Raw genomic sequence first — 24,260 nt, forward strand, 5'->3', positions numbered from 1 at the left:
GGGGAGGAGTCATGTTTAACTTCAAAAAAGGCAACAAAAATGATGAGACCACAAGTGCAAATAACAAACTACAAGAGCCTACGAAACATAATACTAAAAAGGAATTAAAAGAAACTTTAAATACATTACCTAAAGAAGAGTTTACTAATCTAATTAGAGAAAAAATTAATAATCCATCTGATTATGCAGTTAAAAATATAGACGAAAATCTAACCCTTATTTATGTAGAAAACTTAGTTGAGGCACAAGCTTTAACTGATTTAATTATACCAACCCTACAAAATATCTCAGAACCAACACCACAATCAATTAAAAATGAATTACCAGTATCGCAAATTGACATTTCAGATCAATTAGACGTTATCGTCTATGAATTACTTATTGGTGCAGCACTAATTCATACGAAAGATCATGCAGAGGTCGTAATTGCTAAAATCTCATCCTATCAATCGAGAGGATTATCTGCACCTGAAAATGAATCTCAAGTAGTCGGTTCCCAAGTAGGATTTAATGAGAATTTAGCTACTAATGTTTCACTTGTTCGACGATTTATTACAAGTCCTAATTTATGTAATGAAAAATTCGAAGTCGGCGAAGATACTTTAACTTCCATAAGAATGCTCTATATTAAAGGTCTTGCTTCTGAAGAACAGGTAAATACTATTCGTCAAAGAATCGAAGGTTTAAAAATCTCCGGATTAATTGATAGTGCTATATTAGCTGAATTGATAGACGATAGTACAAAAACTATTTTCCCGCAAATGATGCTAACAGAAAGACCCGATCGATTTTGCGATGGATTATTATCTGGGAAGATCGGCATCATGATGAACGGTAGTTCCATGGGAATTGTGACACCCGTCGCATTTATTGAGTTTTTCCACAGTAAAGAAGACCAAAATCTGCGATGGCAAATTGGAACGCTGTTAAGATTATTAAGATTCTCTGCGATGATTTTCTCAATTCTTTTAACACCAATCTACGTTGCTGCTTTAACTTATCATTATGAAATTATTTCGCAAACTTTAATCGTTCCTTTAAGTGAAAGTAGAGCCATTGTACCTTTTCCACCAATTTTCGAGGCTTTGTTATTAGAACTAATTATTGAATTGCTTAGGGAAGCCGGTTCACGGTTACCAACCAAAGTTGGGCAAACTGTTGGGATTGTTGGGGGTATCGTAATAGGAACTGCAGCGGTTGATGCAGGGATCACTAGTAATATTTTAATTATCTTTGTTGCTTTAAGTGCACTTGCTTCATTTACAACCCCAAATTATGTGATGGCTAATATCATTCGTTTTTTAAGATTTCCAATGATCTTAATGGCAGGATTATGGGGCTTTTTAGGAATCATGCTTGCTGTATGCTTTATAATAATTCACCTTTTACGATTAACGAGTTTAGGCGCTCCTTATTTGGCACCTTTATATCCATTTCGATTAAAGGATATTCCGAACAGCTTGATCAGAGCACCATTAAATATTATTAGCAGACAAGCTGTGAACACAAGAAAAGGTGATGATACAACTGCTATTCAAGAGGACAGTAAGAAGGTGAGTGAATGAGTAAAGCCGCACCTTCAAAACAATACGAAAAAATCAATGCATTTCTTATATTTTATATCATTTCTTCTACCCAAATTGGGGTGGGAATCCATGGTTTTCAACGAGTAATTTATAAAGATGCTAAACAAGATGCTTGGTTGTCAGTTATACTAAGTTTCATTCTTTCACATATCGTTATTTTTATTATGTTTAAAACACTTGAAAAGTTTGAAAATCTTGATATATATGGGATTCATAAGGAGATTTTTGGTAAAATTTTCGGAAGTTTTCTAAATTTAATTTATGTTATTTATTGTTCTTATGCATTTTTTGCTGTATTGAAAAACTATATAGAAGTAGTTAATACATGGGTATTTCCATATGTTGAGCCACAATATATAAGTACAGCAGTATTATTATTAGTCTTATACGCTGTCAATTCAGGATTTAGAGTAATTGTTGGAATCAGTTTTTTTAGTTTCTTTTTCTTACTATGGATTCCTCCAATATTAATATTCCCTTTATATTACACGAAATTTAACTATTTATTACCTATTATGGAAGATCTGATGGGAATTGTAAAAGGTGCATATTCAATGAGTTTTACGATTATTGGATTTGAAATTTTGAATATCGTTTACCCTTATATAAAAGAAAAAGAAAAAAAAGCTGCACATAAGTACGCTCACCTTGGATTGCTATTTACTTTTTTTATATACATTAGCATTATGTTAGTTACTCTAACATATTTTAGTGGACCTCAATTAGAAAGAGTAATATGGGCAACATTAACTATTTTTAATTTAATTGAACTTCCCTTTGTTGAAAGAATTGAAATCATTACCATATGCTTATGGTTAATCATTATTTTGCCGAATCTATGTTTATATTTGTGGGCTGCATTTCGTGGAGTGCACTCCGTTTTCAACATTAAACTGAAACCGTTTATTTGGGTATTTGCATGTTTAATGTTGATTCTCTCTTTCTTTATCAAGTCAAGGACTCAAATTAATTCAATGAATAATTATTTAGGACAAATTTCATTTTACGTCGTATTTGTCTATCCATTTTTGTTATATTTATTCGCTTTAATTAAGAAACGACGTAAAAAAGGGACGGGTGAGCCAACATGATAAAACAACGAGTCCTTTTATGTTTTTGTAGTGCAATTCTTTTACTCTTTGGTTGTGCTGATCCAAAAATTCTTGAACGAATAAGTTTAGCAATCCTAATTGGTTATGATATAGAAGATTCCAATAAAATAAGATCTACTGTAGCTCTTAGATCGGTTAACCAGGATTTGCAAAGTGTTGTGAGTGTCGCGTCCGAAACAGATTCAACAAGTAAAGGAACAAGAATTAAAATTAGTCTTGATAGTACAAAAAAAATAGGAGCTGGACAACTTCGTGTTGTATTGATAGGTAGTAAACTCGCTGAAAAAGGTATTAATGAGACGCTTCATTCTTTAAATATGAATTCCGAAGTGAGTAGTGGACTTTATATTGCAGTTGTAGATGGAGAGACTCGACCGCTGTTAGAAAGAAAATATGAAACTATATCAGATATCGGTCAACATATTTATTATTTATTGGACCATAACATTGATGAACAACTCACTTTATCACCAACACTACATGAAACGGTCCGAGATTGTTACTCACCTTTTACTGATATGGTCTTACCATTGCTAGAACAAGACAAAGATGATGTTCAAATTATTGGGCTTGCGCTTTTTAACGATGACAAAATGGTTGGAAAACTTAAAGGAGATGATAGCTTTTACGTTGTGTTAATACGTGAAAAATTTGATGCAGGTATCATCCAAACTACAATACCTGGTGCTCCATTTAAATATATATCCCAGGATGTACCAGATGATTTACACATTGCACTTCATTCCATTTTTTCAAATAGGAAGATTCAGTTAGTAAATGAGGATACTCCAGAATTTGATTTAAACATAAAAGTTAGTGCTCGAATATTCGAAATTCACTCAAGTATTACGACAGAAGAGCAAGAAGTTGTGTCGAAATTAGAAGAAGAAATTGAAAAAGAATTTAGCAAAGAGATTATGCGAATTATTAAAAAAACACAAGAATTAAATTCGGATATATTTGGTTTTGGCGAGGTTTATAAGGCAAATGTCGGGACAAAAAATATAGATGAGAAGAAGTGGAAAGAGTTATATCCTAAAATGAAAGTGAATGTATATGTTAAAATTGAATTGTTAAGAAATGGTGTATTTGATTAAATTCAAGTGATTTTTTCGTCGTATTTTCAATAACGTAATAACTCTGCAAGAATGATTCAATAATTATGTTTAGTGAATCATTCTTTTTTTGTACATTTATATCCATACATAATTTTTCTAGTACAAAGAACACTAAGGATATAACAGTTTTACTAATTGAGGTAATACAATGAATAAAATTTTAACTAAAATTAGCTTCATAATTTTTATTATTCCTATGATTGTTTTAGTGAATAATTTTATTGTGGCTAATGCAGATGAAACGAGTGAAAATAATGTAAATGCAGTACATATCATTGATCCTAATGATAATAAAGTTATCACGACAATTATTCCACAACCATATCATTTAGAGCTCGATTTACCCTATTATAAAAGTCAGGTAGAACTAATCGTCAAAAAAATTGCAAAGGGCTCTGCTACAAAAAGTGGTTACTCTCAAAAAATGATATTAGATCGAATAGATCCAACAACAGGTAACATTATTAAAGGTAGACCAAAAATGATATTAGATGAAAAAGTGTTAGTCGGAAAAATAATGGAACTTTCCTTCACAGGAGGGAAAGTAAATCTACCCATTAAACTAACCAAAAGTGGATATGACGAAAAAGAGGCAGCCTCATTAAGTGAAGTCGTATTGGCTTCGTATACGACACGCTTTAACCCCAATCGGATAGGTAGAAGTAAAAATATAGAACTCTCAGCTTCCTCGATTAATAACGTCATTGTAGGAAGTGGTGACATTTTTTCATTTAACGATACTGTTGGACCACGTGATATTGCTGCAGGCTATCAAGAAGCTCCTGAGTTCTTACAAGGGAAGATTGTAGTTGGCATAGGGGGTGGGATTTGTCAGACTTCCTCAACACTTTTCAATGCAATTGATCAATTAGAGGTTAAAATATTGGAAAGACATAGACACACAAGGGATATTGGTTATGTACCAAAGGGTAGAGATGCCACAGTTTCCTTTGGTGGTTTAGATTTTTCCTTTCAAAATACCCTTGGAATCCCAGTATTGATCAAAGCCTATTACAGTATGTATGGCTCTATTACGGTCCAAATAAGAACATCCAAAGAAAATGAATATATGTTGAGAAACTTAGAAGATTGAATGATGACATGATTAATAAAATTTCTAGGAATTCTTGAAATTCTACAAAATAAAATTTAAAAAATAGGATTTTTTGACGACTTTTTCGAAAAATCCTATTTTTTAATTTATTAAAATATTTCTATAGACCTTCTATCACAAGTAAGTTCCCTATGCTATATTATTAACATATTCTGCAAATTTTCGACAAAATCTGCGCGAACACAGGGGGATTACATAATGGTAAAAAAATCTAAAGATAGAAAAAGAAAAAATAGTATTCGAACGCGATTAACTAGTTGGTTTCTAATAGTTTCGATTATACCCATCCTAATAGTCGCTTTTGTCATTCAAAAGATTAATAGTGACATTATCGTTGAAAAAGAAGAACTTTCCATGCAAAGTTATATAGACTCGAAAGCAAAATCAGTCGATCAATGGTTTAATGCACAGTTGTCTGAGATGGAAGTTGCTTCTAAAAGTGACATTGTAAAATCATTGGATGTAGAAAAAATTGTTCCATATTTACAAATGTTAGAAGAACGTTCAGATGTTTTTGAAACGATGTTTGCAATTAATACAAAAGGAACAGTTATTGCGCACTCCAAACCTGAAAGTATTGGATCAGACTATAGCGACCGAAATTATGTTCCAATTGCATTAGATGGTGTTTCTAATTATTCAGATGTACTTGTTTCGAAAGCAACCGGAAACCGAATCGTTGTTGCTGCTACTCCAATTGAAGATGAAAATGGTAAGATCATCGGAGTTCTCGCAGGATCTGCGAACTTTGAGATTTTAGTTGATTCTTTATTAACGGATGAGAGTAAAAGTGATCTTCAGTTAACATTAATAGATGGGCAAGGTACCATTCAAGTTTCAGCAAATGATGAGCTGATTGGGGTCAACGTAAATGAATCAGAAATGAATGAACAATTTGCAACGATTTTAAATAATAGTAATCAACAAAGTGGGATCTATCATGTTAAAGAAAAACAAGATAATTATTTAATAGCTTCCACACCTATAGCATCTGTCGGGTTTGGATTAAGTGTCCAAGTTCCTGAAAGTGTTATTCTTTCGGAAACGAATTCGATTCAATTTACAACTTATTTGATCATAGCAATTACAGCAATTTTAATTGTTATTATTTCATTTGTCGTCGTTCGTTCTATAACAAAACCTATTCTTACAGTAACAGACCGTATGAATGTGGTTGCAAGTGGTGATTTGTCGATTGAACCGTTAGCAATCAAGTCACGAGACGAATTAGGAGAGTTATCGAATAATTTTAATATAATGGTTGAAAACATAAAACATCTTGTTACTGAAATAAGAACAGCTTCAGAACAAGTTGCTAGTTCATCAGAACAATTAACAGCAAGTTCAGAAGAAACCGCTCAGTCAACAGAGCAAGTTTCAGCTTCAATTCAATCGATTGCTTCTAACACAGAATCACAGGCAAATATTACAGAAGATACTAAACAAGTAGTAACTGAAATTTCACAAGGGATTGCAAGAATATCTTCTAACATTCAAGAAACAAATTCGATAGCTGAAGAAGCTGTAATTGCTGCAAAAAACGGTTCACTAGTAATTGATAACTCTATTAACCAGATGAAATTCGTAGACGAAAAAACATCTAAAGCATCGAATACAATTCATGCGTTAGGGAAGAAATCAACTGAAATCGGTGATATCATTTCAGTCATTACAAACATTGCAGATCAAACAAACTTATTAGCTTTAAATGCTGCTATTGAAGCAGCACGTGCAGGAGAGTATGGTAAGGGATTTGCTGTCGTAGCTGAAGAAGTAAGAAAGCTTGCAGAACAATCTAGCCAAGCTTCTGGCCAAATTAGAGAATTGATTAATGAAATCCAATCTGAAATAGATGCTTCAATCAATGCTATCAATGAAGGAAGCTTTGCAGTAAATGATGGAAAAGCATTCGTTGAAAAGGCAGGCATTGAATTTGAAAAAATTGCTAATGCCATTAGCAATGTATCCATTCAAACTCATAATATATTAGAAGAAAGCAAGAAAATCAATGATCATTCCATTAAAATGGTTGATGATATGTCCTACATCACCAATATCACAAATGAAGCAAAACGTAATACTCAAGAAATTGCTTATGCTTCTGCAGAACAAATAGGAACAATGGAAGAAATCGCAGCATCTGCAAATACATTAGCATTAATGGCAGACGAACTAAAACAAGCCGCGCAAGCTTTCAAACTATAGTTAAATGGCAGCCTAAATTCCTATTAAATTATTTGAAATAGAATTCAGTGTAGGAAATAAATTCATATACACCTTTTCGACTATAACAAACCAAGTAATAATTGGTTTGTTATAGTTTTTTTATTACAACAAAAGTTAGTGAACTTGGATGATCTTTCTATATAATAGAAAAAAAGGGGGAAATGGTTGACATGAAGCAATTATGGTATGGTGGAAAAATTTACACTATGGAAAAAGAAAATGAAACAGTAGAATCCGTCCTAGTTCAAGACGATAAGATAATTGCTGTTGGAGATATACAAGAGCTTGAAAGCCAAGCTGATGAAAAAGTGAATTTACATGGTGCTACAATGTACCCTGGTTTTGTAGATAGCCATCTTCATATCATTTGGCATGGAGAAAAGCTTATACGTTTAGATTTATCAAAAGCAACCTCTTGTGAGGAAATGCTTGAAATGGTGAAAGAGGCAGCCAAGCGAACACCTTGTGACCAATGGCTTTTCGGCGAAGGTTGGAATGAAAACAACTTCCCAGATCGTAGAATACCAACCATTCAAGAATTAGATGCAATCAGGAAAGAACCGATTGTTTTAAATAGAGTTTGTCTACACCAATCACTAGTGAACAGTAGTGCTTTAGAGCATGCGGGTATTACAGAACAAACTGAAGATCCATTTGGCGGTAAAATTGGTAAAGACCAAATTGGTAAACTAAATGGAAGACTTTTTGAAAAGGCAAAGGAATTGTTAGATACATCTATTCCAAAAGAGGGAGAAGCCTATATTGATTATTTGGAAAATGCTATGGACCTAGCCATTCAAGATATGCACTCAAAAGGCTTAACCGGAGGGCACTCTGAGGATATGAGTTATTTCGGCCATTATACAAATCCTTTAACTGCATATCGTCGTGTTATCGGAAAGAAACGTCACTTCCGCGCAAATTTATTACGTCATGTGAAGGTGTTCGAGGAAATGATGAATGATGGTGTTGTTTTCGACGAGCCATTTATCGAACCTGGTGCAATGAAAATGTTTGCTGATGGGGCATTAGGCGGTTCGACTGCTGCATTGTCAGAACCGTATTCAGATAACCAAAATAATAAAGGGATGTTTAGTTATACAGATCAGCAACTAGAAGATTTTGTTCAACTTGCGCGGAAATATCAGTCGGCTGTTGCAATACATACAATTGGAGATGCTGCAGCAGAACAAATGATCCAAGCAATAGAAAAGTATCCAGTACCAGAAGGACAAAGAGACCGTCTCATTCATGCATGTGTACTAAGAGAAGATTTAGTAAATCGTTTAAAGAAGCTTCCAGTAATACTAGATATACAACCCGCTTTCGTTACCTCTGATTTTCCATGGGTAATGGAACGTCTAGGAGAAAAAAGATTAGAATGGGCATATGCATGGCGTAAACTAATGGACAACGGTTTAATCTGTGCAAATGGAACTGATACCCCAATTGAAGATGTAGACCCTATTAAAACGATCTATGCTGCTGTCGAACGTAAAAAACCAGGTGAAGATCATGAAGGTTATTTACCAAGCGAAAAATTAACTCGATTTGAAGCTGTGCAACTATATACTTTTGGAAGTGCAAAAGCTATTTGTAAAGAGGATGAAAGAGGTCTCATTAAACCAGGATATGACGCTGATTTCACTATTGTTGATCGGGATTTATTTGACGGTACATCAGAAGATATGTTAAACGCTAAGGTCGTCAAAACAGTAGTTGCAGGTAATGTTGTCTATAGTAACGAGTAAATAATAAGAGCCCTGAGAAGTCACCATACTTCCTAGGGCTCTCTTAACATTTCATTCAATTATTAAAATGTATAGCTCACTCCACATAACTTCTCTGAAATTTCCCATAGATTGTGAGCAACATTTTCATCATATAGTTGATTTAACGTTTGTAGCTCTGTCGGTGAATGCTTTTTATTCCTAGAAAGACCAATCATTTCTCCTCCAGATAAGGTGCTATTTGTTGCTGCAAACAAGATAGGTAACGAACCGACATTTTTCCCAACATTGTGGTCATCTTCTGGCTTTTTCCTAGCTAAAATTTTTGGTACTCTTCGTACATTGATACTTTTCTTTTTTGATTCTTCGTTATTATTTTCCGTAAACTCCTGGCAACAAATACTTAATGTTTGGATATTATGCTTCTTGAACTTTTCATCAAGATGTTTTGCAAATAGCATATTTGCAAGCTTACTTTGTGTGTAAAATTTATCACCTTTATATTGCTTTGAACCTTGGAAATGGCCAAATGATAACTTCGTTTTATTTGAAAATTTATTGCCCAATGTGATCACTCTAGAGTTCGGTGTCTTTTTAAGCAAATCGAGTAAAAGGCCAGTTAATGCAAAATGACCAAGATAATTTACACCAAATTGCGATTCAAAACCATCTTTTGTCGTGCGTAAAATTGGTGATTGAATAGTTTCATTTAATATTAATACAGAAAGATTTGTGAATCGGTTCTTAAATGTTTTAGCAAATTCATGAATGGAAGGGAGTTCATTTAAATCTAAGTACATGACTTCAACTTTTGCATTTGGAATCTTTGTTAAAATCCTTTCTTTCACGGATGATCCTTTATGTAAATCTGAAACTGCTAAAATAACCGTTGCCTCTTTTTCAGCAAATGCTATCGCTGTATCAAAACCAACCCCTTTATAAACACCTGTAATAATTACATTCTTACCGGATTGTTGTTGGATGTCATCTTTAGTCCAAGCCAATCTATGCACTCCTTTTCATCTGTAGTTAAACTTAATCGCTACAATTAACAAACATCTTTCTCACTTAAACTATATGCGTCGAAAAGCGAAGAATTATAGAAAAACCAATTTTTTTGTAAAATTGCTAAGTAAATTGTTGTAAAACCGCGATTTTAAGAAACAATCACGTTATTAAAGTTACAGATTTTGAAATGCTGTCTCCTAAATTCATGAAGAAAGTTTCGCTTTATGTAATCATTTTAAATTCGTGATAAAATACAGATGGATAAAAAATCTCTTTATATTAGTAGCTTTATTGAAAGGGTGTTTTTATGTTAAGTACCAATAGTTTTCATGAAATGCTTGTTAGCCAAGCGCGAAATATTTTAACAACGATGAAGGACTTAAAATGGGTTGCAGGTAAAAAGGGGAAGGATCGTGGTGCATTAATTACACGATTTACAGCCAATGCGCATTCATTCAACGTATATACCTATTCAAATGAAGATGTAAAACAAAGTTCAGAAGTTCAAACATTTAAAGAAAAAATCGGATTGTTCTCTAAAGAGTTTAATGCTGCTCGATTTGATTTAGATGGTGAAGTCGATGAAGATCGTGTACAAGATTTATATGAAGAAGTATTAACCGCTTATAATGAAATGGTAATTGCACTAGGTTATGATAAAGAAATTGTAAATCCAAAACGATTCTAAATAAAACAATGAAAAGGGGTTGCCTAGTATTTAGACAACCCTTTAATGATGATTTTCTATTCAGCTATTTTATATTCATAGGCAATTTCATCAATTTTTTTATTCACTACGACGTGTAAGTCATGTTGATTGAAAAACCATTCATCGTCTTTTTCAATATAAAAATGGACACCATTAACGATTGATTCTACTCCGATATCATGTGGCGTTTCACGATTCATTCCAAGTGAGAATCCTTCATGAAATGGTGATGACCCACCATATCTTGCGTAAAAACGTATAAAATCTCCAGGCTCGACTTCCATTTCTTTTTTAAACCAATTAAATGCTTCGTCTGTAACAACTATATTCATCTAGTCCATTCCTTTCAAGAGAGAACTAAATCCATTTAACTTTCGGTTCAGTACCTTCTCTTATACGTTTAATATTAGCGCGGTGACGATAGAAAATAAACGTTGCTAATATCAATACTACTATAAATAATGCATAATCTCCTGTTACAATCCAGTAAACAGAACTATATATAAGTCCTATTACTGCAGCTACCATTGAAGATAAGCTCACCATTTTTGTTACTTTTAACGAAATTAAGAAACCGACAATTAACACAATAAAGAATGGCCATGTATATCCTAATAATACACCACCAGAAGTGGCAACAGCTTTTCCACCTCGGAATCCTGCAAAAATCGGGAACATATGTCCGATAACAGCAATTCCTCCTAGGATTAATGGATGAATCGTTGAATCTGAAAAATATGGGATTAGTGGCAATTGTACAGCAGCTGTTCCTTTTAAAATATCAATTAAAGTAACAATAATACCTGCTTTTTTACCTAAAACACGAAATGAATTTGTACCACCTAAATTTCCACTACCATGTTCTCTTATATCTTTTTTATAAAAAATCTTTCCTATCCATAAACCGGATGGGATTGACCCTAGTAAATAAGCACAAATTATAATAATTGCAGTAACCATAGTTATTTCCTCTCATGATTTATTTATTAGTTGGTACTAGTATGTAGCAATAACTATTTTACACTTTTTTTTTCACCTAAGGAAGTGCATTTACATAGATTTATTAACTTAATATTATAGACACTTATCTCTTAACAATTAATGAATGAACTAGGAGGTAAAAGTTAAAATTATCTTTGAATGTAGTATAGAATCATTAAGTAAAATCTTATTATTATTTATTGCAATTCTCGTGAAGGAAATATTGATTATTTAACAGAATTTCTTTATATCCAATATTCATGTTTACTATTTTGTATTATCCGTTACAATTAAAGCTTAGAATAAAGTTCTGTTTGTGCATTATAATTAATATTTGCTACAATTATAATTGCTCTTACATACTAATTATTGACAGTGAATTTAAAAGTCAATACGATTATATAGAACGGATGTTTGTTTTTGGAGGGGATTTGATTTGGCAGTTAATCAGCCAGGAATCGCATATGATGACGATGCAATACAAGTACTAGAAGGTTTAGAAGCTGTTCGTAAAAGACCAGGGATGTATATTGGATCTACAGATAGCCGAGGCCTTCATCACCTAGTTTATGAAATAGTAGATAATGCGGTGGATGAAGCTCTTGCTGGATTTGGATCACATATCATCGTTAAAATTCATGAAAACAATTCAATTAGTGTTCGTGACTATGGTCGCGGTATGCCAACAGGTATGCATAAACTTGGAAAACCAACTCCTGAAATTATCTTTACCATCCTTCATGCAGGAGGTAAATTTGGACAAGGTGGCTATAAAACAAGTGGTGGTTTACACGGTGTTGGTTCTTCTGTTGTAAACGCTTTATCGGAATTTTTAGAAGTAACCATTTATCGTGACGGACAAATTTTCCGTCAACGTTTTGAAAATGGAGGAAAACCTGTTACAACGCTTGAAGTAATTGGTACAACAAAAGAGACAGGAACACTTGTTCACTTTCTTCCAGATCATACAATCTTTTCTGCAACAAAATATAATTACGAAGTGCTTGCAGAAAGATTACGTGAATCTGCTTTCTTGTTAAAAGGGTTAAAAATTGAAATTATTGACGAACGTGGTGAAGGTCAACATGAAGTTTTCCATTATGAAAACGGAATTGAAGCCTTTGTTCAATATTTAAATGAAGAAAAAGATGTATTACACCCAGTGAAATATGTTGAAGGGGCAAAAGAAGAAATTGAAGTTGAATTCGCCTTTCAATTTAATGATGGTTATACGGAAACGATTTTATCTTTCGTTAACAATGTTCGTACCCGAGATGGTGGTACCCATGAAACAGGGGCAAAATCAGCTTTAACTCGTGTCTTTAATGAATACGCACGTAGAACAGGTCTACTTAAAGAAAAAGATAAAAACTTAGAAGGTTCAGATATTCGCGAAGGTTTATCAGCTGTTGTTTCTGTACGTATACCAGAAAGCTTACTGCAATTTGAAGGTCAAACAAAAAGTAAGTTAGGAACTACTGAAGCACGTTCTGCAGTTGAATCTGTAGTTTCTGAACAACTTCTTTACGTATTAGAAGAAAATGCAGAACTGTCTTCTTCTCTTGTTCGTAAAGCGATTCGTGCACAACAAGCGAGGGAAGCAGCTAGAAAAGCACGAGAAGATGCTCGAAATGGTAAGAAAAAGAAAGCGAGTACGTTGTTATCAGGTAAACTAACACCTGCACAATCACGTAATGCAGCTAAAAATGAGTTATATCTGGTGGAAGGTGACTCCGCTGGTGGTTCTGCTAAGCAAGGGCGTGATCGTACGTTCCAAGCAATTTTACCATTGCGCGGTAAAGTTATTAATACAGAAAAAGCAAAGCTTTCTGATATTATGAAAAACGAAGAAATTGCAACAATAATCCATACAATTGGCGCAGGTGTTGGACCAGACTTTGCAATTGAAGATGCAGCTTATGATAAAATCATCATTATGACCGATGCCGATACAGATGGTGCACATATTCAAGTTTTATTACTAACATTCTTCTACAAATATATGCGACCATTAATTGACGCGGGCAAAGTATATATAGCTATGCCACCACTCTACAAAATCTCTAAAGGTTTCGGTAAAAAAGAAGTTGTAGAGTATGCATGGACAGAAAAAGAATTACAATCAGCCATCAAAAAAGTTGGAAAAGGTTATATACTTCAACGCTATAAAGGTCTCGGTGAGATGAATGCTGACCAATTATGGGATACTACAATGAACCCTGAAACAAGAACACTTATTCGCGTTACGATTGAAGACGGAGCAAGAGCAGAACGTCGAGTAACAACATTAATGGGTGATAAAGTAGAGCCACGTCGAAAATGGATCGAGGCAAATGTTGATTTTGGTATGGAAGAAGAAACAACTACATTGGTAAGTGACTTCATCCATCATGAGGAGGGAAATGAAGTATGACCACTGCCGAACGATTTCAAGAATTACCTTTAGAAGAAGTGATGGGCGATCGCTTTGGTCGTTACAGTAAATATATTATTCAAGATCGTGCCATTCCCGATGCGAGAGACGGTCTAAAACCAGTTCAACGTCGTATTCTTTATGCAATGTTTGAAGCTGGAAATACAAATGATAAACCATTTAGAAAATCAGCTAAAACAGTTGGACATGTTATTGGTAATTTCCATCCACATGGAGATTCCTCTGTATATGATGCGATGGTTCGTCTAAGTCAAGATTGGAAAGCTCGCCATATGTTAATAGAAATGCACGGTAACAATGGTTCAGTTGATGGTGACCCGCCAGCAGCAATGCGTTATACAGAAGCTAGACTATCTGCAATTGCAGCTGAAATGTTACGTGATATTACGAAAAGAACGGTTGAATTTGTACCGAACTTTGATGATCAAGACATGGAACCGACTGTTTTACCTGCGCGTTTCCCAAATCTATTAGTGAATGGAGCAACTGGTATATCAGCTGGTTATGCAACAGATATACCGCCTCATAATTTAGCTGAAGCTATTGATGCGGCATTAATGCGCTTAGAGAATCCTAACTGTACGATTGACGACTTAATGACCGTTATTAAAGGCCCTGACTTCCCAACAGGCGGAATCATCCAAGGATTAGATGGTATTAGAAAAGCATACGAAACAGGAAAAGGTAAAATCATTGTTCGATCTAAAGCAATTATCGAGCCTATTAAAGGTGGAAAAGAACAAATCGTCATTACTGAACTTCCCTATGATGTAAATAAAGCACATCTAGTAAAGAAAATTGACGAAATGCGTGTAGATAAAAAGCTAGAGGGCATTGCAGATATTCGTGATGAGTCCGACAGAACAGGGTTACGAATCGTTGTTGAACTGAAGAAAGATGTGGATGGGCAAGGTATTCTTAATTACTTATATAAAAATAGTGAACTACAAATCAATTACAACTTTAATATGATTGCGATCCATAATCGCCGTCCTACAATGATGACTTTACCTTTAATGTTAGATGCTTATATCTCTCACCAAAAAGAAGTTGTCACGAAGCGATCTGAGTTTGATTTACAAAGAGCGAAAGATCGATTACATATTGTCGACGGTTTAATGAAGGCTCTATCGATTTTAGATGAAGTTATTAAAACGATCCGTGCTTCTAAAGATAAAAGAGATGCAAAAGACAATTTAATCTCACAATTTGCTTTTACAGAAGTTCAAGCTGAAGCAATTGTAAGCTTACAATTATATCGTTTAACGAATACAGATATAACGGAACTACGTGCTGAAGAAGAACAATTGAAAAAAACAATTGCGGAGCTTACTGAAATTATTAATAACGAGAAAAAACTAAATAAAGTAATCAAAACAGAACTACTTGAAATTAAGAAGAAATTTTCAGAGCCTAGAAGATCGAATATTGAAGCTGAAATTGAGGAAATTAAAATCACGCTCGATGTATTAGTTCCTAGTGAAGATGTCGTTGTAACCGTTACGAAAGATGGTTATATAAAACGTACAAGTACACGTTCACATGCAGCTTCAAATGGTCAAGATTTTGCAATGAAAGAATCGGATTATTTATTATTCGAATCTACGATGAATACCCAGCATCATCTTTTATTATTTACAAACAAAGGGAATTACATCTACCAACCAGTGCACGAGCTTCCTGATATACGTTGGAAAGAATTAGGTCAACATATTTCAAGTATCGTTCCATTGGAAGATTCAGAAGAAATCATTAAAGTAATTGGTATTGAAGACATTAAACAGGAAAATGCGTTTATTTTAACTGCAACAAAACAAGGTCAGATAAAACGCTCCTTACTATCTGAATACGCTGTATCTAGGTACTCGAAGACCATTAAAACGATGAATATTAAATTCGATGATGAAATGATTCATGTATCACTCATTACATCTGAAAAAGAATTGTTATTAACTAGTTATCTAAGTTACTCAATTCGTTTTGATATAGAAGAGCTTCCTGTTACAGGCTTAAAAACAGGTGGAGTTAAAGGGATGAATCTAAAGGATAATGACCATTTAGTTTCAGTAAATGCGATTGATCCGAATAAAGAACAAGATTTACTTGTTATTACACAACGCGGAGCTGTTAAACGTATGAGTCTTTCTGAAATTGAAGTAAGTTCGCGTGCAAAACGGGGAGTTGTCATTCTAAAAGAACTAAAAGCAAATCCACACCGAATATTTGATGTTATCGCTGTGGAATCTGATGATGTAATAAGCATTACGACTAAAAATCAAGTTGTGGAAACATTAAATGTTTCTAGCTTCTCAAAATCAGATCGCTATTCAAATGGATCGTTAAAGATCGATGTTGCAAACGACGGAGAAATTCTGTTAGTTAAAGTTTTACCAAAAGAAATTCAATAATAATTCGTATGCGGGACTTATGTGATTTACTTAAGTCCCGTTGAATTTTGTCAAATTATGTTGATATATATTACCAATCGTACTAACATAGAATCATTCGGTAAATAACTGGGGGAAATATTGAATGATATTAAATGATCGCAGCAAAGGGATACTTTTAGTTTTAATGGCTGCAATATTCTGGGGAATATCTGGTACGGTATCACAATACTTATTTCAGACATTACATTTTAATACAGAATGGTTAACTACTGTTCGATTATTAACTGCAGGTTTGTTATTAATTTTACTAGCTTATAAAAAAGAAGGCAGCCGTATTTTTGATATATGGCGTCAGAAAGCAGATATATTCAGAATCCTTGTTTTTGGTGCTTTAGGAATGATTGGTGCTCAATATACATACCTTGCAACAATTACTTTTTCAAATGCTGCAACAGCAACTGTACTTCAATATTTAGGGCCGGCTCTTGTAACAAGCTATTTCATTCTGTTAGCAAAGCGTTGGCCAACTGTTAAAGAATTAACAGCAGTAATGTTTGCGCTACTTGGAACTTTCTTACTTGTGACACATGGAAATATTAATAGTTTAGCCATCTCCAAAGAAGGGCTTTTTTGGGGTATTGTATCAGCTTTTGGATTAGCTTTTTACACGATACAACCGATTCAACTGTTGAAAAGATGGGGTTCTTTAATAGTCGTTGGATGGGGAATGATTGTTGGTGGTATTGTATTTAGTTTTATTCATCCACCTTGGTTGTTCGAGGGCGAATGGTATTTCTCGACAAATTTCGCGTTTTTATTCGTAGTCGTATGTGGTACTGTTATAGCATTTTATAGTTATTTACATAGTTTAAAATATTTATCAGCTTCTGAAACGAGTTTACTAGCCTGTGCGGAACCTTTATCAGCAGCTCTAACAGCTGTACTATTCCTTGGTGTTTCCTTTGGATGGATCGATTGGCTTGGTACTCTATGTATTTTAGCTACGATTGTCATTTTAACGAAAAAGAAAGAAGTATCGAAATCATCATAGCGTGATCGATACTTCCTAAATGTTTGATTCATTGATTCTCTTTTGGTTTTAGTCTTTCTCACATGTGTTGAAAAACAAACACTGTTTCTAGATTTAGTAACATCCTTGCCTTGAGCTTGGAGTAATTTATCTCGCTTCTTTTTTGCGCTAGATTTACTCATGAATAAGCACCTCCATAATGTATTGTATATGAATATAATCGATAACTGGAAAAAAGGGAAGGGGAATATTGAAAAAATCCTTGAGTATTGAACTCAAGGATTTTTTATTATTAATTAGTGAGAAACATCATGTACTGAAATACCTGTTTGAGCTTTAACTTCAACTTCACGGTATTTCTTAGCATCCACTTCTTTAGAAAGTAATGTTCCAATGAATCCACCTAAGAAACCAAGTGGAACTGAAACGATTGCTGGGTTTGTTAAGAATACAAGTGGATCACCAACAAAGATTGCTTTACCAGCAACTGGATTCCAAACGTTTGGAGAAACAGCAACAAGGATTAATGCAGAGATTAAACCTGTTAACATAGCTGTTACTGCACCAGCTGTATTGAAACGCTTCCAATAAATTGTGTAGATAATTACTGGTAGGTTTGAAGAAGCAGCGATACAGAATGCTAATGATACTAAGAACGCAACGTTTAATGTTTGAGCTCCTAAAGCTAAAACGATTGAAACTACAGAGATAATTAGTGAACCGATACGAGCAGCTTTAACTGCTTCTTTTTCAGTAATTTTACCTTTTTTAATAATTTGTCCATAAATATCATGAGATAATGCAGAAGCACCTGAAAGTACTAAACCTGCAACTACTGCTAAAATTGTTGCGAATGCAACCGCACAAACGAATGAGAATAATACGTCTCCACCTAAAGCTTGTGCAAGAAGTGGGGCAGCCATGTTACCAGCAGCATTTGCTTCAACAATTACATCTGCTCCTACGAAAGCAGCAGCACCAAATCCTAAGAAAATTGTTAATACATAGAATAATCCTACGATCCAAGTAGCCCAGATTACAGAAGAACGAGCTGTTTTCGCGTCTTTAACTGTGAAGAAACGCATTAAGATATGTGGAAGACCAGCAGTACCTAATACTAACGCGATTAACATTGAAATAGTGTCAATTCCATTTGTATATTTTAATCCTGGATTTAAGTAAGCTTCTCCAGCTGGAGTAGCAGTTTTCATATGTTCGAACATTGTTAAAATGTTGAAGTTAAATTTAGATAATACTAAGAATGAAATAATTACTGTACCTAACATAAGTAAACAAGCTTTAATAATTTGTACCCAAGATGTAGCAGTCATACCACCGAATAGTACGTAGATCGTCATCATTACGCCTACTAGTAAAACTGCAATCCAATAATCGATACCTAATAATAATTGAATAAGTGCACCTGCACCAACTAACTGTGCAATCATATAGAATAATACAATAACGATTGAACTTAAAGCAGCTGTACCACGAACTTTTGCTGTATTAAAACGAGCAGTAATCATATCTGCCAAAGTGAATTTTCCAAGGTTACGTAATGGTTCAGCAACAATGTATAAAACCACTAAGTAAGCTACTAAGTAACCAAGAGAGAAGTAGAATCCATCGAAACCTGTTAACGCTACAGCACCTGCAATACCTAAGAATGAAGCAGCAGATAAATAGTCACCAGAGATGGCTAAACCGTTTTGCCAACCTTTTAAACCTCCACCAGCAGTGTAGAAGTCACTAGCAGTACTAGTTCTTTTTGAAGCCCACCATGTAATAACTAATGTTAAACCTACAATTGCTAAGAACATGGTGATAACGATAGGACTTACATTATTCATTTGCTAGCACCTCCACCATATTCATCAATAACTTCTTTTGCTTCTTTATCGAACTTACTAGCTCTCGATACATAGAAATGTGCAAAACCCCAAGTCATAATGAACAATCCAGCTGAGTAGATCCACACCCAAGTTACATCACCAATTGCCTTTTGGTGTAGGATGTTTGTGTAAGAAGTTAGAATCGGTAGTAGCATATATACTGTTAGGAATATTGCCGTTAACGTCCATAAGAATTTATTTTTCTTCTTCGTTAACTTTTTAAACGATTCCAATTCGGCAATTTTGTCATAATCAATCGCTTTTTGATTAGCTGCCATGAACATACCCCCATTTTTTGATTATTTTTGCTGCTTTATGTTTGTAAAATTCTAGATTTAGACTTTACAATTTACATTCTATTAATTTGTTCACAAAATTGCAATAGTTTTCAAAAAAATAAATTTAAAAAATATTTTCAAAAATATGTTTTTAAGAGAATTATAGCGAATAAACGATAAAATATAATCATTTGTATGAACAAACGCTGTGATAGTCGGGTGTATGAGGTAGAAAAATGGAGCAGTTTTAAGTATTGACAATAATATTAATTTACATAAAAAGTAATATTTATTATAGAATTTATTTTATTGGAATTGTAATTGATTCTAATTGAATAGTATCTTGTTATAGAATTAATTCAAAATTTTAGACTTAAAGATTATTAGATATAGAGTTAAAACAACTCGTGAATATAAATACTGAATAAAATATCAAATACAATCGAAATTTGCTGACGAAAGGAATTTGGAATCAGGATCGTATAGATAAATTTTACACAGAAGCTGAAATGGTATTCTGATCCAAAATTTCGGATTCTGTCTCAATATTATAAGCATTCTTTATTGTTGAGATATAACTATTGATAATTTATGTTACGTCCGTGTCCCAATTTGTAAATTTAAAATTGAAGGATCACCTTTCAATTCTATACCGATGATCCGCTTTTTTTACTTTATCAATTTGTATATATGAAATACTTGCTTCAATTACATCATTTAAATTTAGTTTATTATCCTTTGCGAAATTGCGTAGTTTTTCAATAATTTCTTTATCGCAAGTTGTTCTGAATTCCACTCGATCTTTTGGACGTTTCTTTTTATCATAAAATATATCTTTTTCTTTTAAAATATATTCAAATCCAGATTCAAGTAAATATCCAATATGTGTATTGTGTTCGTTTGCCATTATGTTTAATTCATCTATCATAGCTTTACTGATTCTTGTTTTATATCTAACTCTTGTATCGTCTTTTGTGTGAATTAACTTTCCATTATGCAATTTCCACATCATATTTCATCTCCTGATCTTTAATCCATTTGCTAAGCCTTGTTCTTTTAGTTTCGATAAAATTTTCACCGCAATTTTGATATATAATGTTAGCTAATTTAATTAAGTCGTTTTTACCTTTTACCCATACTCGGTAAATCTCTTTATTTGAAAGTGTTGTTTGAGTTGATATTTCATTCCTTAGACCCCAGTTTTCAAACACTTTTTGTAGCCCAGCTGCAAAATCAGCACTAGCAGTTGTGATATTCATAACATAGCCACGATCTTGAATCCAGCCATCTCCATCTATCACCCCTCTAATAAATGAAGGTAAATACTCTTCTGGAACTGATGGAAATTCTAAAGTTAATGATTTATTTTTTGTTATACCCATGGCCTCTAAGTCTTTCTTAATTTCACGAGAATTGATCAATAATGAAGGTGTCGATTTTGTTTTATACGTTGAAGAAATTACATAATCAGCCTCCATATACTTTGCTATTAATTTTAATATTCTTTCGTCTTTTTGAGCAAACGTAATTGAATGTACAGATTTATTAATAGTACCATCTGTTACAAACAAACCTAATACCCAAGCCATTTCATAGGACCAAACTTTGAAAAAGTCTTCATTCACTTTATGTTTTCTTGGTTGACCTGAGGAACGAATTGCGTCTATGCCATGTTTTTTCCTTATATAGCTAACTCCTGATGGTGTGATCCCAACCTTATCAGCTATCTCTTTAACAGATATGCCACTTAAATACATTTCAATTATTTCTTCGTCACTATAGTCCTTATTTCTTCTAACCATATACAACCACTCCATTTCAATAATCATTACAGATATGGATATAATTATAGGTTAATCACATTATAAGAACATTTGTTCTGTTAATCAAATATTTTTCCTTATATTAAAATCTCCAACCATAACATTCGACAAGTGTTCGCAAATTTATGCATTTTATTACATTAATATTATCAATTTGTCAACCGCATTTACAAATTATTCGATATTAACCATTATTATTTCAACGCTTAAAGTTTATTTTGAATTCAGCGAGTATAGGTTTTATGTATTAATACTCAAGAAGTTAAAAAAGCATTAATCCCAACTGATTAATGCCGCGCAACTTCTATAAACATGATCACCCTATTCATTTTCGAATTCCTTGTATGATTCTCTAAATACTTGTAATTTCCGCGCAAAACTCTTATCATCGAGTTCATGATTTGATATTTCCTTAAACGATTGTTTTATAGGAATTCCCATGTAATATTCTATAATCTTCTGATCAGGTTTTTCTAAATTCATTTTCAAAAATGCATCCTGTGTTGCTAAAATACTACATTGTTTAGAATCAGCCAAAGTTCCATCAAAATCAAAAATATAGTTTTCGATATCTTCTCAATCCTCTAACTTATTGCATCTCATAAATATTGTTTTAAGCTTTCATCTCTAATAAAATATGTCCCCAAAATAAAAACCATTGTTACGAAAATTATCTTCTAACAATGGTTTTACATTTAATTGAGACTTTTAAATTTATACACAGCACACTATTAATCCGTGTAATAAAACACTTATCACTTCCCTAACGAAAATCCATCAAATAACTTCCCGCCATAAGGTTCTAATATATGATCAGCTAATTGAAGAATTTGCGTTTTGTCATCCGTTCTATAAAACAATTCAAACGATTCGACAAATTGATTGGCGAAATCTTCATTGTATTCTCTTAAAGCACGATAAACCCACTTTGAAGCTCCAATCCATCTACGGTTTGTTCTTAAAACAAATTCGCTTAGTAATTCAGCGAGTGTATTCGCTATGAATATCCCCTCTGATCTATTTGAACAGCATTTAAAATCATCTAATGCATCTGTTATAAAATACCGTTTAACATTAATCGTTTCTTCTGACCATTCTTTTGGTCCCAGCTCTAATAGATTGGTAGCTTCCTTTTTAATCGAATCTACTATCCCTTCGTCTCTCAAGACTAAACCTTCTGAAACCATCCGCGGTAATGATGGTCTGGCTCTCTCGATATCCAATTCAAAAAAATGTCTATAGGAAGATAAATTATGTACAAACACCTCAATCGGCCAACCGCAATAGATCAATGACTCCCTATATGATGACGTGATGTCAATATCAAAAACAACAATATCAAGATCAGATGTTTCTGTTGCTTCTCCGCGCACAACACTACCCGCTAATAATGCGCCATCGCAATTTGGAAAAAAGTCACTGATAAATTGATGTGCTGCTACGATCGGTGATATTTTATTAAATTTCTCCACCTAATCACCTCAAAAGTTAAATATGATTTTCTTTCCATTCATCCTCTAAAATGCTCATTTCCCATTGGCTCCAATATACATCACCAAATTTGCTTGAATCTCTTAATAAACCTTCTTTTTTAAATCCAACTTTTTCATAACATACAATGGCTGATTGATTAAAGTCATATACACCTAAGGTAACTCTATGTAAATGAAGTTCATCAAACGCAATTTTTAGGACTTCCCGAATCATTTGTTCGCCTATTCCTTTTCCCCTTGCATTTGGATCCCCTACTAATACTTTTCCGATTCTTGCTGATTTGTTTCGTGTATCAATCCTTCCTAATGAGATGTGACCAATCACCGAACCACTCTCTTGATCTACCACTTTATAAACGAAAGTTTCAGCCTGAGCGTGATTAGTATGTTCAATATACTTTTCTAATTGAGATTCAGTCATTGGATACTCGAATGTTGGACCACTCCATTGAAGTAACAATTTAGGCGAATCAATCCACTCTATCAGTTGCTTAAAATCCTTCTGTTCAAAATATTGAAGTTCAATCATCTTTAATTACCCCCTTAAAATTACTACTATTGAATTCATTATAATCTTTATCACCTATAAATTGTAAAACAATTTAGAATTTAACAAGTAACAACTGAAGGAATCAAATTATCTCAAGACAAATTAGTTAATTTACTTTATCCTATTAGAGAATAGGAGAGTGTAATCATGGAAGCATTAATACATGGAATTGTACTTGCCTTTGGATTAATTTTACCTTTGGGTGTACAAAATGTTTTTATTTTCAATCAAGGTGCAACACATAAAAAGTTTTCAAACGCCATCCCTGCAGTTATTACAGCTGGGATTTGTGATACGATTCTAATTTCAATCGCCGTCGCAGGAGTTTCTATTATCCTCTTAAGTTTTGGTTGGCTTCATACTTTTATGTATTTAGTAGGTTTTCTCTTTTTACTTTATATGGGGTTCCTCATGTGGAAAGAAACACCTCAATTACAAAACGAACAACAATCCACACCTTTTACAGCAAAAAAACAGATTTTATTTGCCACATCCGTTTCCCTATTAAATCCACATGCGATCTTAGATACAATCGGGGTTATAGGAACTAGCTCTTTAGTATATTCAGGAATTGAAAAATGGATTTTCACATTATCTTGTATTGCGGTATCTTGGATATGGTTCTTTTCACTAGCTATAGCTGGTAGAAAGGTCGGACAACTTGATACGAATGGCAATCTATTAAAACGGATGAACCAACTTTCGGCTATTATTATATGGATCATGGCAATATACATGTTGTATCAGTTAATACTTTCAATTTAAAAATATAAAGAACACAGGAAT

General features: G+C 33.5%; 21 protein-coding genes. 11 read left to right on the forward strand and 10 right to left on the reverse strand.

Going from position 1 to position 24,260, the window contains the following annotated elements:
- Positions 1–11 precede the first annotated feature (11 nt).
- The 6 genes from ACOQFO_RS10130 to ACOQFO_RS10155 all read left to right on the forward strand — a co-directional run bounded on the left by ACOQFO_RS10130 (position 12) and on the right by ACOQFO_RS10155 (position 8,907).
- A complete protein-coding gene (locus ACOQFO_RS10130; protein WP_421689548.1) occupies positions 12–1,565 on the forward strand; it encodes a spore germination protein in 1,554 nt (517 codons plus the stop codon).
- Entirely contained in the window at positions 1,562–2,677 is a 1,116-nt protein-coding gene (locus ACOQFO_RS10135) for a GerAB/ArcD/ProY family transporter (protein WP_421689549.1), read from the forward strand. Before ACOQFO_RS10130 ends, ACOQFO_RS10135 begins: the two co-directional genes overlap by 4 nt.
- A complete protein-coding gene (locus tag ACOQFO_RS10140) occupies positions 2,674–3,795 on the forward strand; it encodes a Ger(x)C family spore germination protein (RefSeq protein ID WP_421689550.1) in 1,122 nt (373 codons plus the stop codon). The genes ACOQFO_RS10135 and ACOQFO_RS10140 overlap by 4 nt, the downstream gene beginning before the upstream one ends.
- 169 nt (positions 3,796–3,964) lie before the next feature.
- Complete coding sequence (locus tag ACOQFO_RS10145) at positions 3,965–4,909, forward strand: VanW family protein (protein ID WP_421689551.1); 945 nt, start codon at positions 3,965–3,967, stop codon at positions 4,907–4,909.
- Positions 4,910–5,128: 219 nt separating this feature from the next.
- On the forward strand, positions 5,129–7,135 hold the full coding sequence (locus ACOQFO_RS10150) for a methyl-accepting chemotaxis protein (RefSeq protein ID WP_421689552.1): 2,007 nt from the start codon (positions 5,129–5,131) through the stop codon (positions 7,133–7,135).
- Between the two features lie 191 nt (positions 7,136–7,326).
- Positions 7,327–8,907 (forward strand): amidohydrolase, encoded by a 1,581-nt coding sequence (locus ACOQFO_RS10155; protein WP_421689553.1) that lies wholly within the window; start codon positions 7,327–7,329, stop codon positions 8,905–8,907.
- 62 nt (positions 8,908–8,969) lie between these two features.
- Here the strand turns inward: ACOQFO_RS10155 and ACOQFO_RS10160 are convergent, their stop codons facing one another.
- Entirely contained in the window at positions 8,970–9,890 is a 921-nt protein-coding gene (locus ACOQFO_RS10160; protein ID WP_421689554.1) for an SDR family NAD(P)-dependent oxidoreductase, read from the reverse strand.
- A gap of 311 nt (positions 9,891–10,201) precedes the next feature.
- On the opposite strand from ACOQFO_RS10160, the gene ACOQFO_RS10165 reads away from it, so the two are divergent.
- Positions 10,202–10,582: a hypothetical protein gene (locus ACOQFO_RS10165; RefSeq protein ID WP_421689555.1), complete on the forward strand. Its 381-nt coding sequence runs from the start codon at positions 10,202–10,204 to the stop codon at positions 10,580–10,582.
- Positions 10,583–10,638: 56 nt separating this feature from the next.
- On the opposite strand, the gene ACOQFO_RS10170 is transcribed toward ACOQFO_RS10165, so the two are convergent.
- Together ACOQFO_RS10170 and plsY are read right to left on the reverse strand one after the other, a co-directional pair.
- Positions 10,639–10,935 (reverse strand): HesB/YadR/YfhF family protein, encoded by a 297-nt coding sequence (locus ACOQFO_RS10170; RefSeq protein WP_421689556.1) that lies wholly within the window; start codon positions 10,933–10,935, stop codon positions 10,639–10,641.
- 25 nt (positions 10,936–10,960) lie between these two features.
- Positions 10,961–11,563: a glycerol-3-phosphate 1-O-acyltransferase PlsY gene (gene plsY / locus ACOQFO_RS10175; RefSeq protein WP_421689557.1), complete on the reverse strand. Its 603-nt coding sequence runs from the start codon at positions 11,561–11,563 to the stop codon at positions 10,961–10,963.
- Positions 11,564–12,020: 457 nt separating this feature from the next.
- On the opposite strand from plsY, the gene parE reads away from it, so the two are divergent.
- The 3 genes from parE (at position 12,021) to ACOQFO_RS10190 (ending at position 17,459) form a co-directional block, all read left to right on the forward strand.
- The gene (parE, locus tag ACOQFO_RS10180; protein ID WP_421689558.1) at positions 12,021–13,997 is read left to right on the forward strand and encodes a DNA topoisomerase IV subunit B; all 1,977 of its coding nucleotides are present in this window, start codon (positions 12,021–12,023) and stop codon (positions 13,995–13,997) included.
- On the forward strand, positions 13,994–16,426 hold the full coding sequence (gene parC / locus ACOQFO_RS10185) for a DNA topoisomerase IV subunit A (protein ID WP_421689559.1): 2,433 nt from the start codon (positions 13,994–13,996) through the stop codon (positions 16,424–16,426). Before parE ends, parC begins: the two co-directional genes overlap by 4 nt.
- 124 nt (positions 16,427–16,550) lie before the next feature.
- A complete protein-coding gene (locus ACOQFO_RS10190) occupies positions 16,551–17,459 on the forward strand; it encodes a DMT family transporter (protein WP_421689560.1) in 909 nt (302 codons plus the stop codon).
- 275 nt (positions 17,460–17,734) lie between these two features.
- On the opposite strand, the gene ACOQFO_RS10195 is transcribed toward ACOQFO_RS10190, so the two are convergent.
- The 7 genes from ACOQFO_RS10195 to ACOQFO_RS10225 all read right to left on the reverse strand — a co-directional run bounded on the left by ACOQFO_RS10195 (position 17,735) and on the right by ACOQFO_RS10225 (position 23,453).
- Positions 17,735–19,288 (reverse strand): cation acetate symporter, encoded by a 1,554-nt coding sequence (locus ACOQFO_RS10195; RefSeq protein ID WP_421689561.1) that lies wholly within the window; start codon positions 19,286–19,288, stop codon positions 17,735–17,737.
- Positions 19,285–19,608 carry a DUF485 domain-containing protein gene (locus ACOQFO_RS10200; RefSeq protein WP_421689562.1) on the reverse strand — a complete coding sequence of 108 codons (324 nt, stop codon included), beginning with the start codon at positions 19,606–19,608 and terminating at the stop codon, positions 19,285–19,287. The genes ACOQFO_RS10195 and ACOQFO_RS10200 overlap by 4 nt, the downstream gene beginning before the upstream one ends.
- 634 nt (positions 19,609–20,242) lie before the next feature.
- On the reverse strand, positions 20,243–20,617 hold the full coding sequence (locus tag ACOQFO_RS10205) for an rRNA methyltransferase (protein ID WP_421689563.1): 375 nt from the start codon (positions 20,615–20,617) through the stop codon (positions 20,243–20,245).
- The gene (locus tag ACOQFO_RS10210; RefSeq protein ID WP_421689564.1) at positions 20,601–21,410 is read right to left on the reverse strand and encodes an LAGLIDADG family homing endonuclease; all 810 of its coding nucleotides are present in this window, start codon (positions 21,408–21,410) and stop codon (positions 20,601–20,603) included. The genes ACOQFO_RS10205 and ACOQFO_RS10210 overlap by 17 nt, the downstream gene beginning before the upstream one ends.
- 342 nt (positions 21,411–21,752) lie before the next feature.
- Positions 21,753–22,001, reverse strand: coding sequence for an HAD hydrolase-like protein (locus ACOQFO_RS10215; RefSeq protein ID WP_421689609.1), 249 nt, complete (start codon positions 21,999–22,001; stop codon positions 21,753–21,755).
- 185 nt (positions 22,002–22,186) lie between these two features.
- Positions 22,187–22,903 (reverse strand): nucleotidyltransferase domain-containing protein, encoded by a 717-nt coding sequence (locus tag ACOQFO_RS10220; protein WP_421689565.1) that lies wholly within the window; start codon positions 22,901–22,903, stop codon positions 22,187–22,189.
- A 16-nt stretch (positions 22,904–22,919) separates the two neighbouring features.
- Entirely contained in the window at positions 22,920–23,453 is a 534-nt protein-coding gene (locus tag ACOQFO_RS10225) for a GNAT family N-acetyltransferase (RefSeq protein WP_421689566.1), read from the reverse strand.
- A gap of 168 nt (positions 23,454–23,621) precedes the next feature.
- Here ACOQFO_RS10225 and ACOQFO_RS10230 point away from each other — a divergent pair, with 168 nt between their 5' ends.
- Entirely contained in the window at positions 23,622–24,239 is a 618-nt protein-coding gene (locus tag ACOQFO_RS10230) for a LysE/ArgO family amino acid transporter (protein ID WP_421689567.1), read from the forward strand.
- Positions 24,240–24,260 lie beyond the last annotated feature (21 nt).

Origin of the sequence: Ureibacillus sp. MALMAid1270, assembly GCF_049202975.1 — a bacterium.
Taxonomy (GTDB): domain Bacteria; phylum Bacillota; class Bacilli; order Bacillales_A; family Planococcaceae; genus Ureibacillus.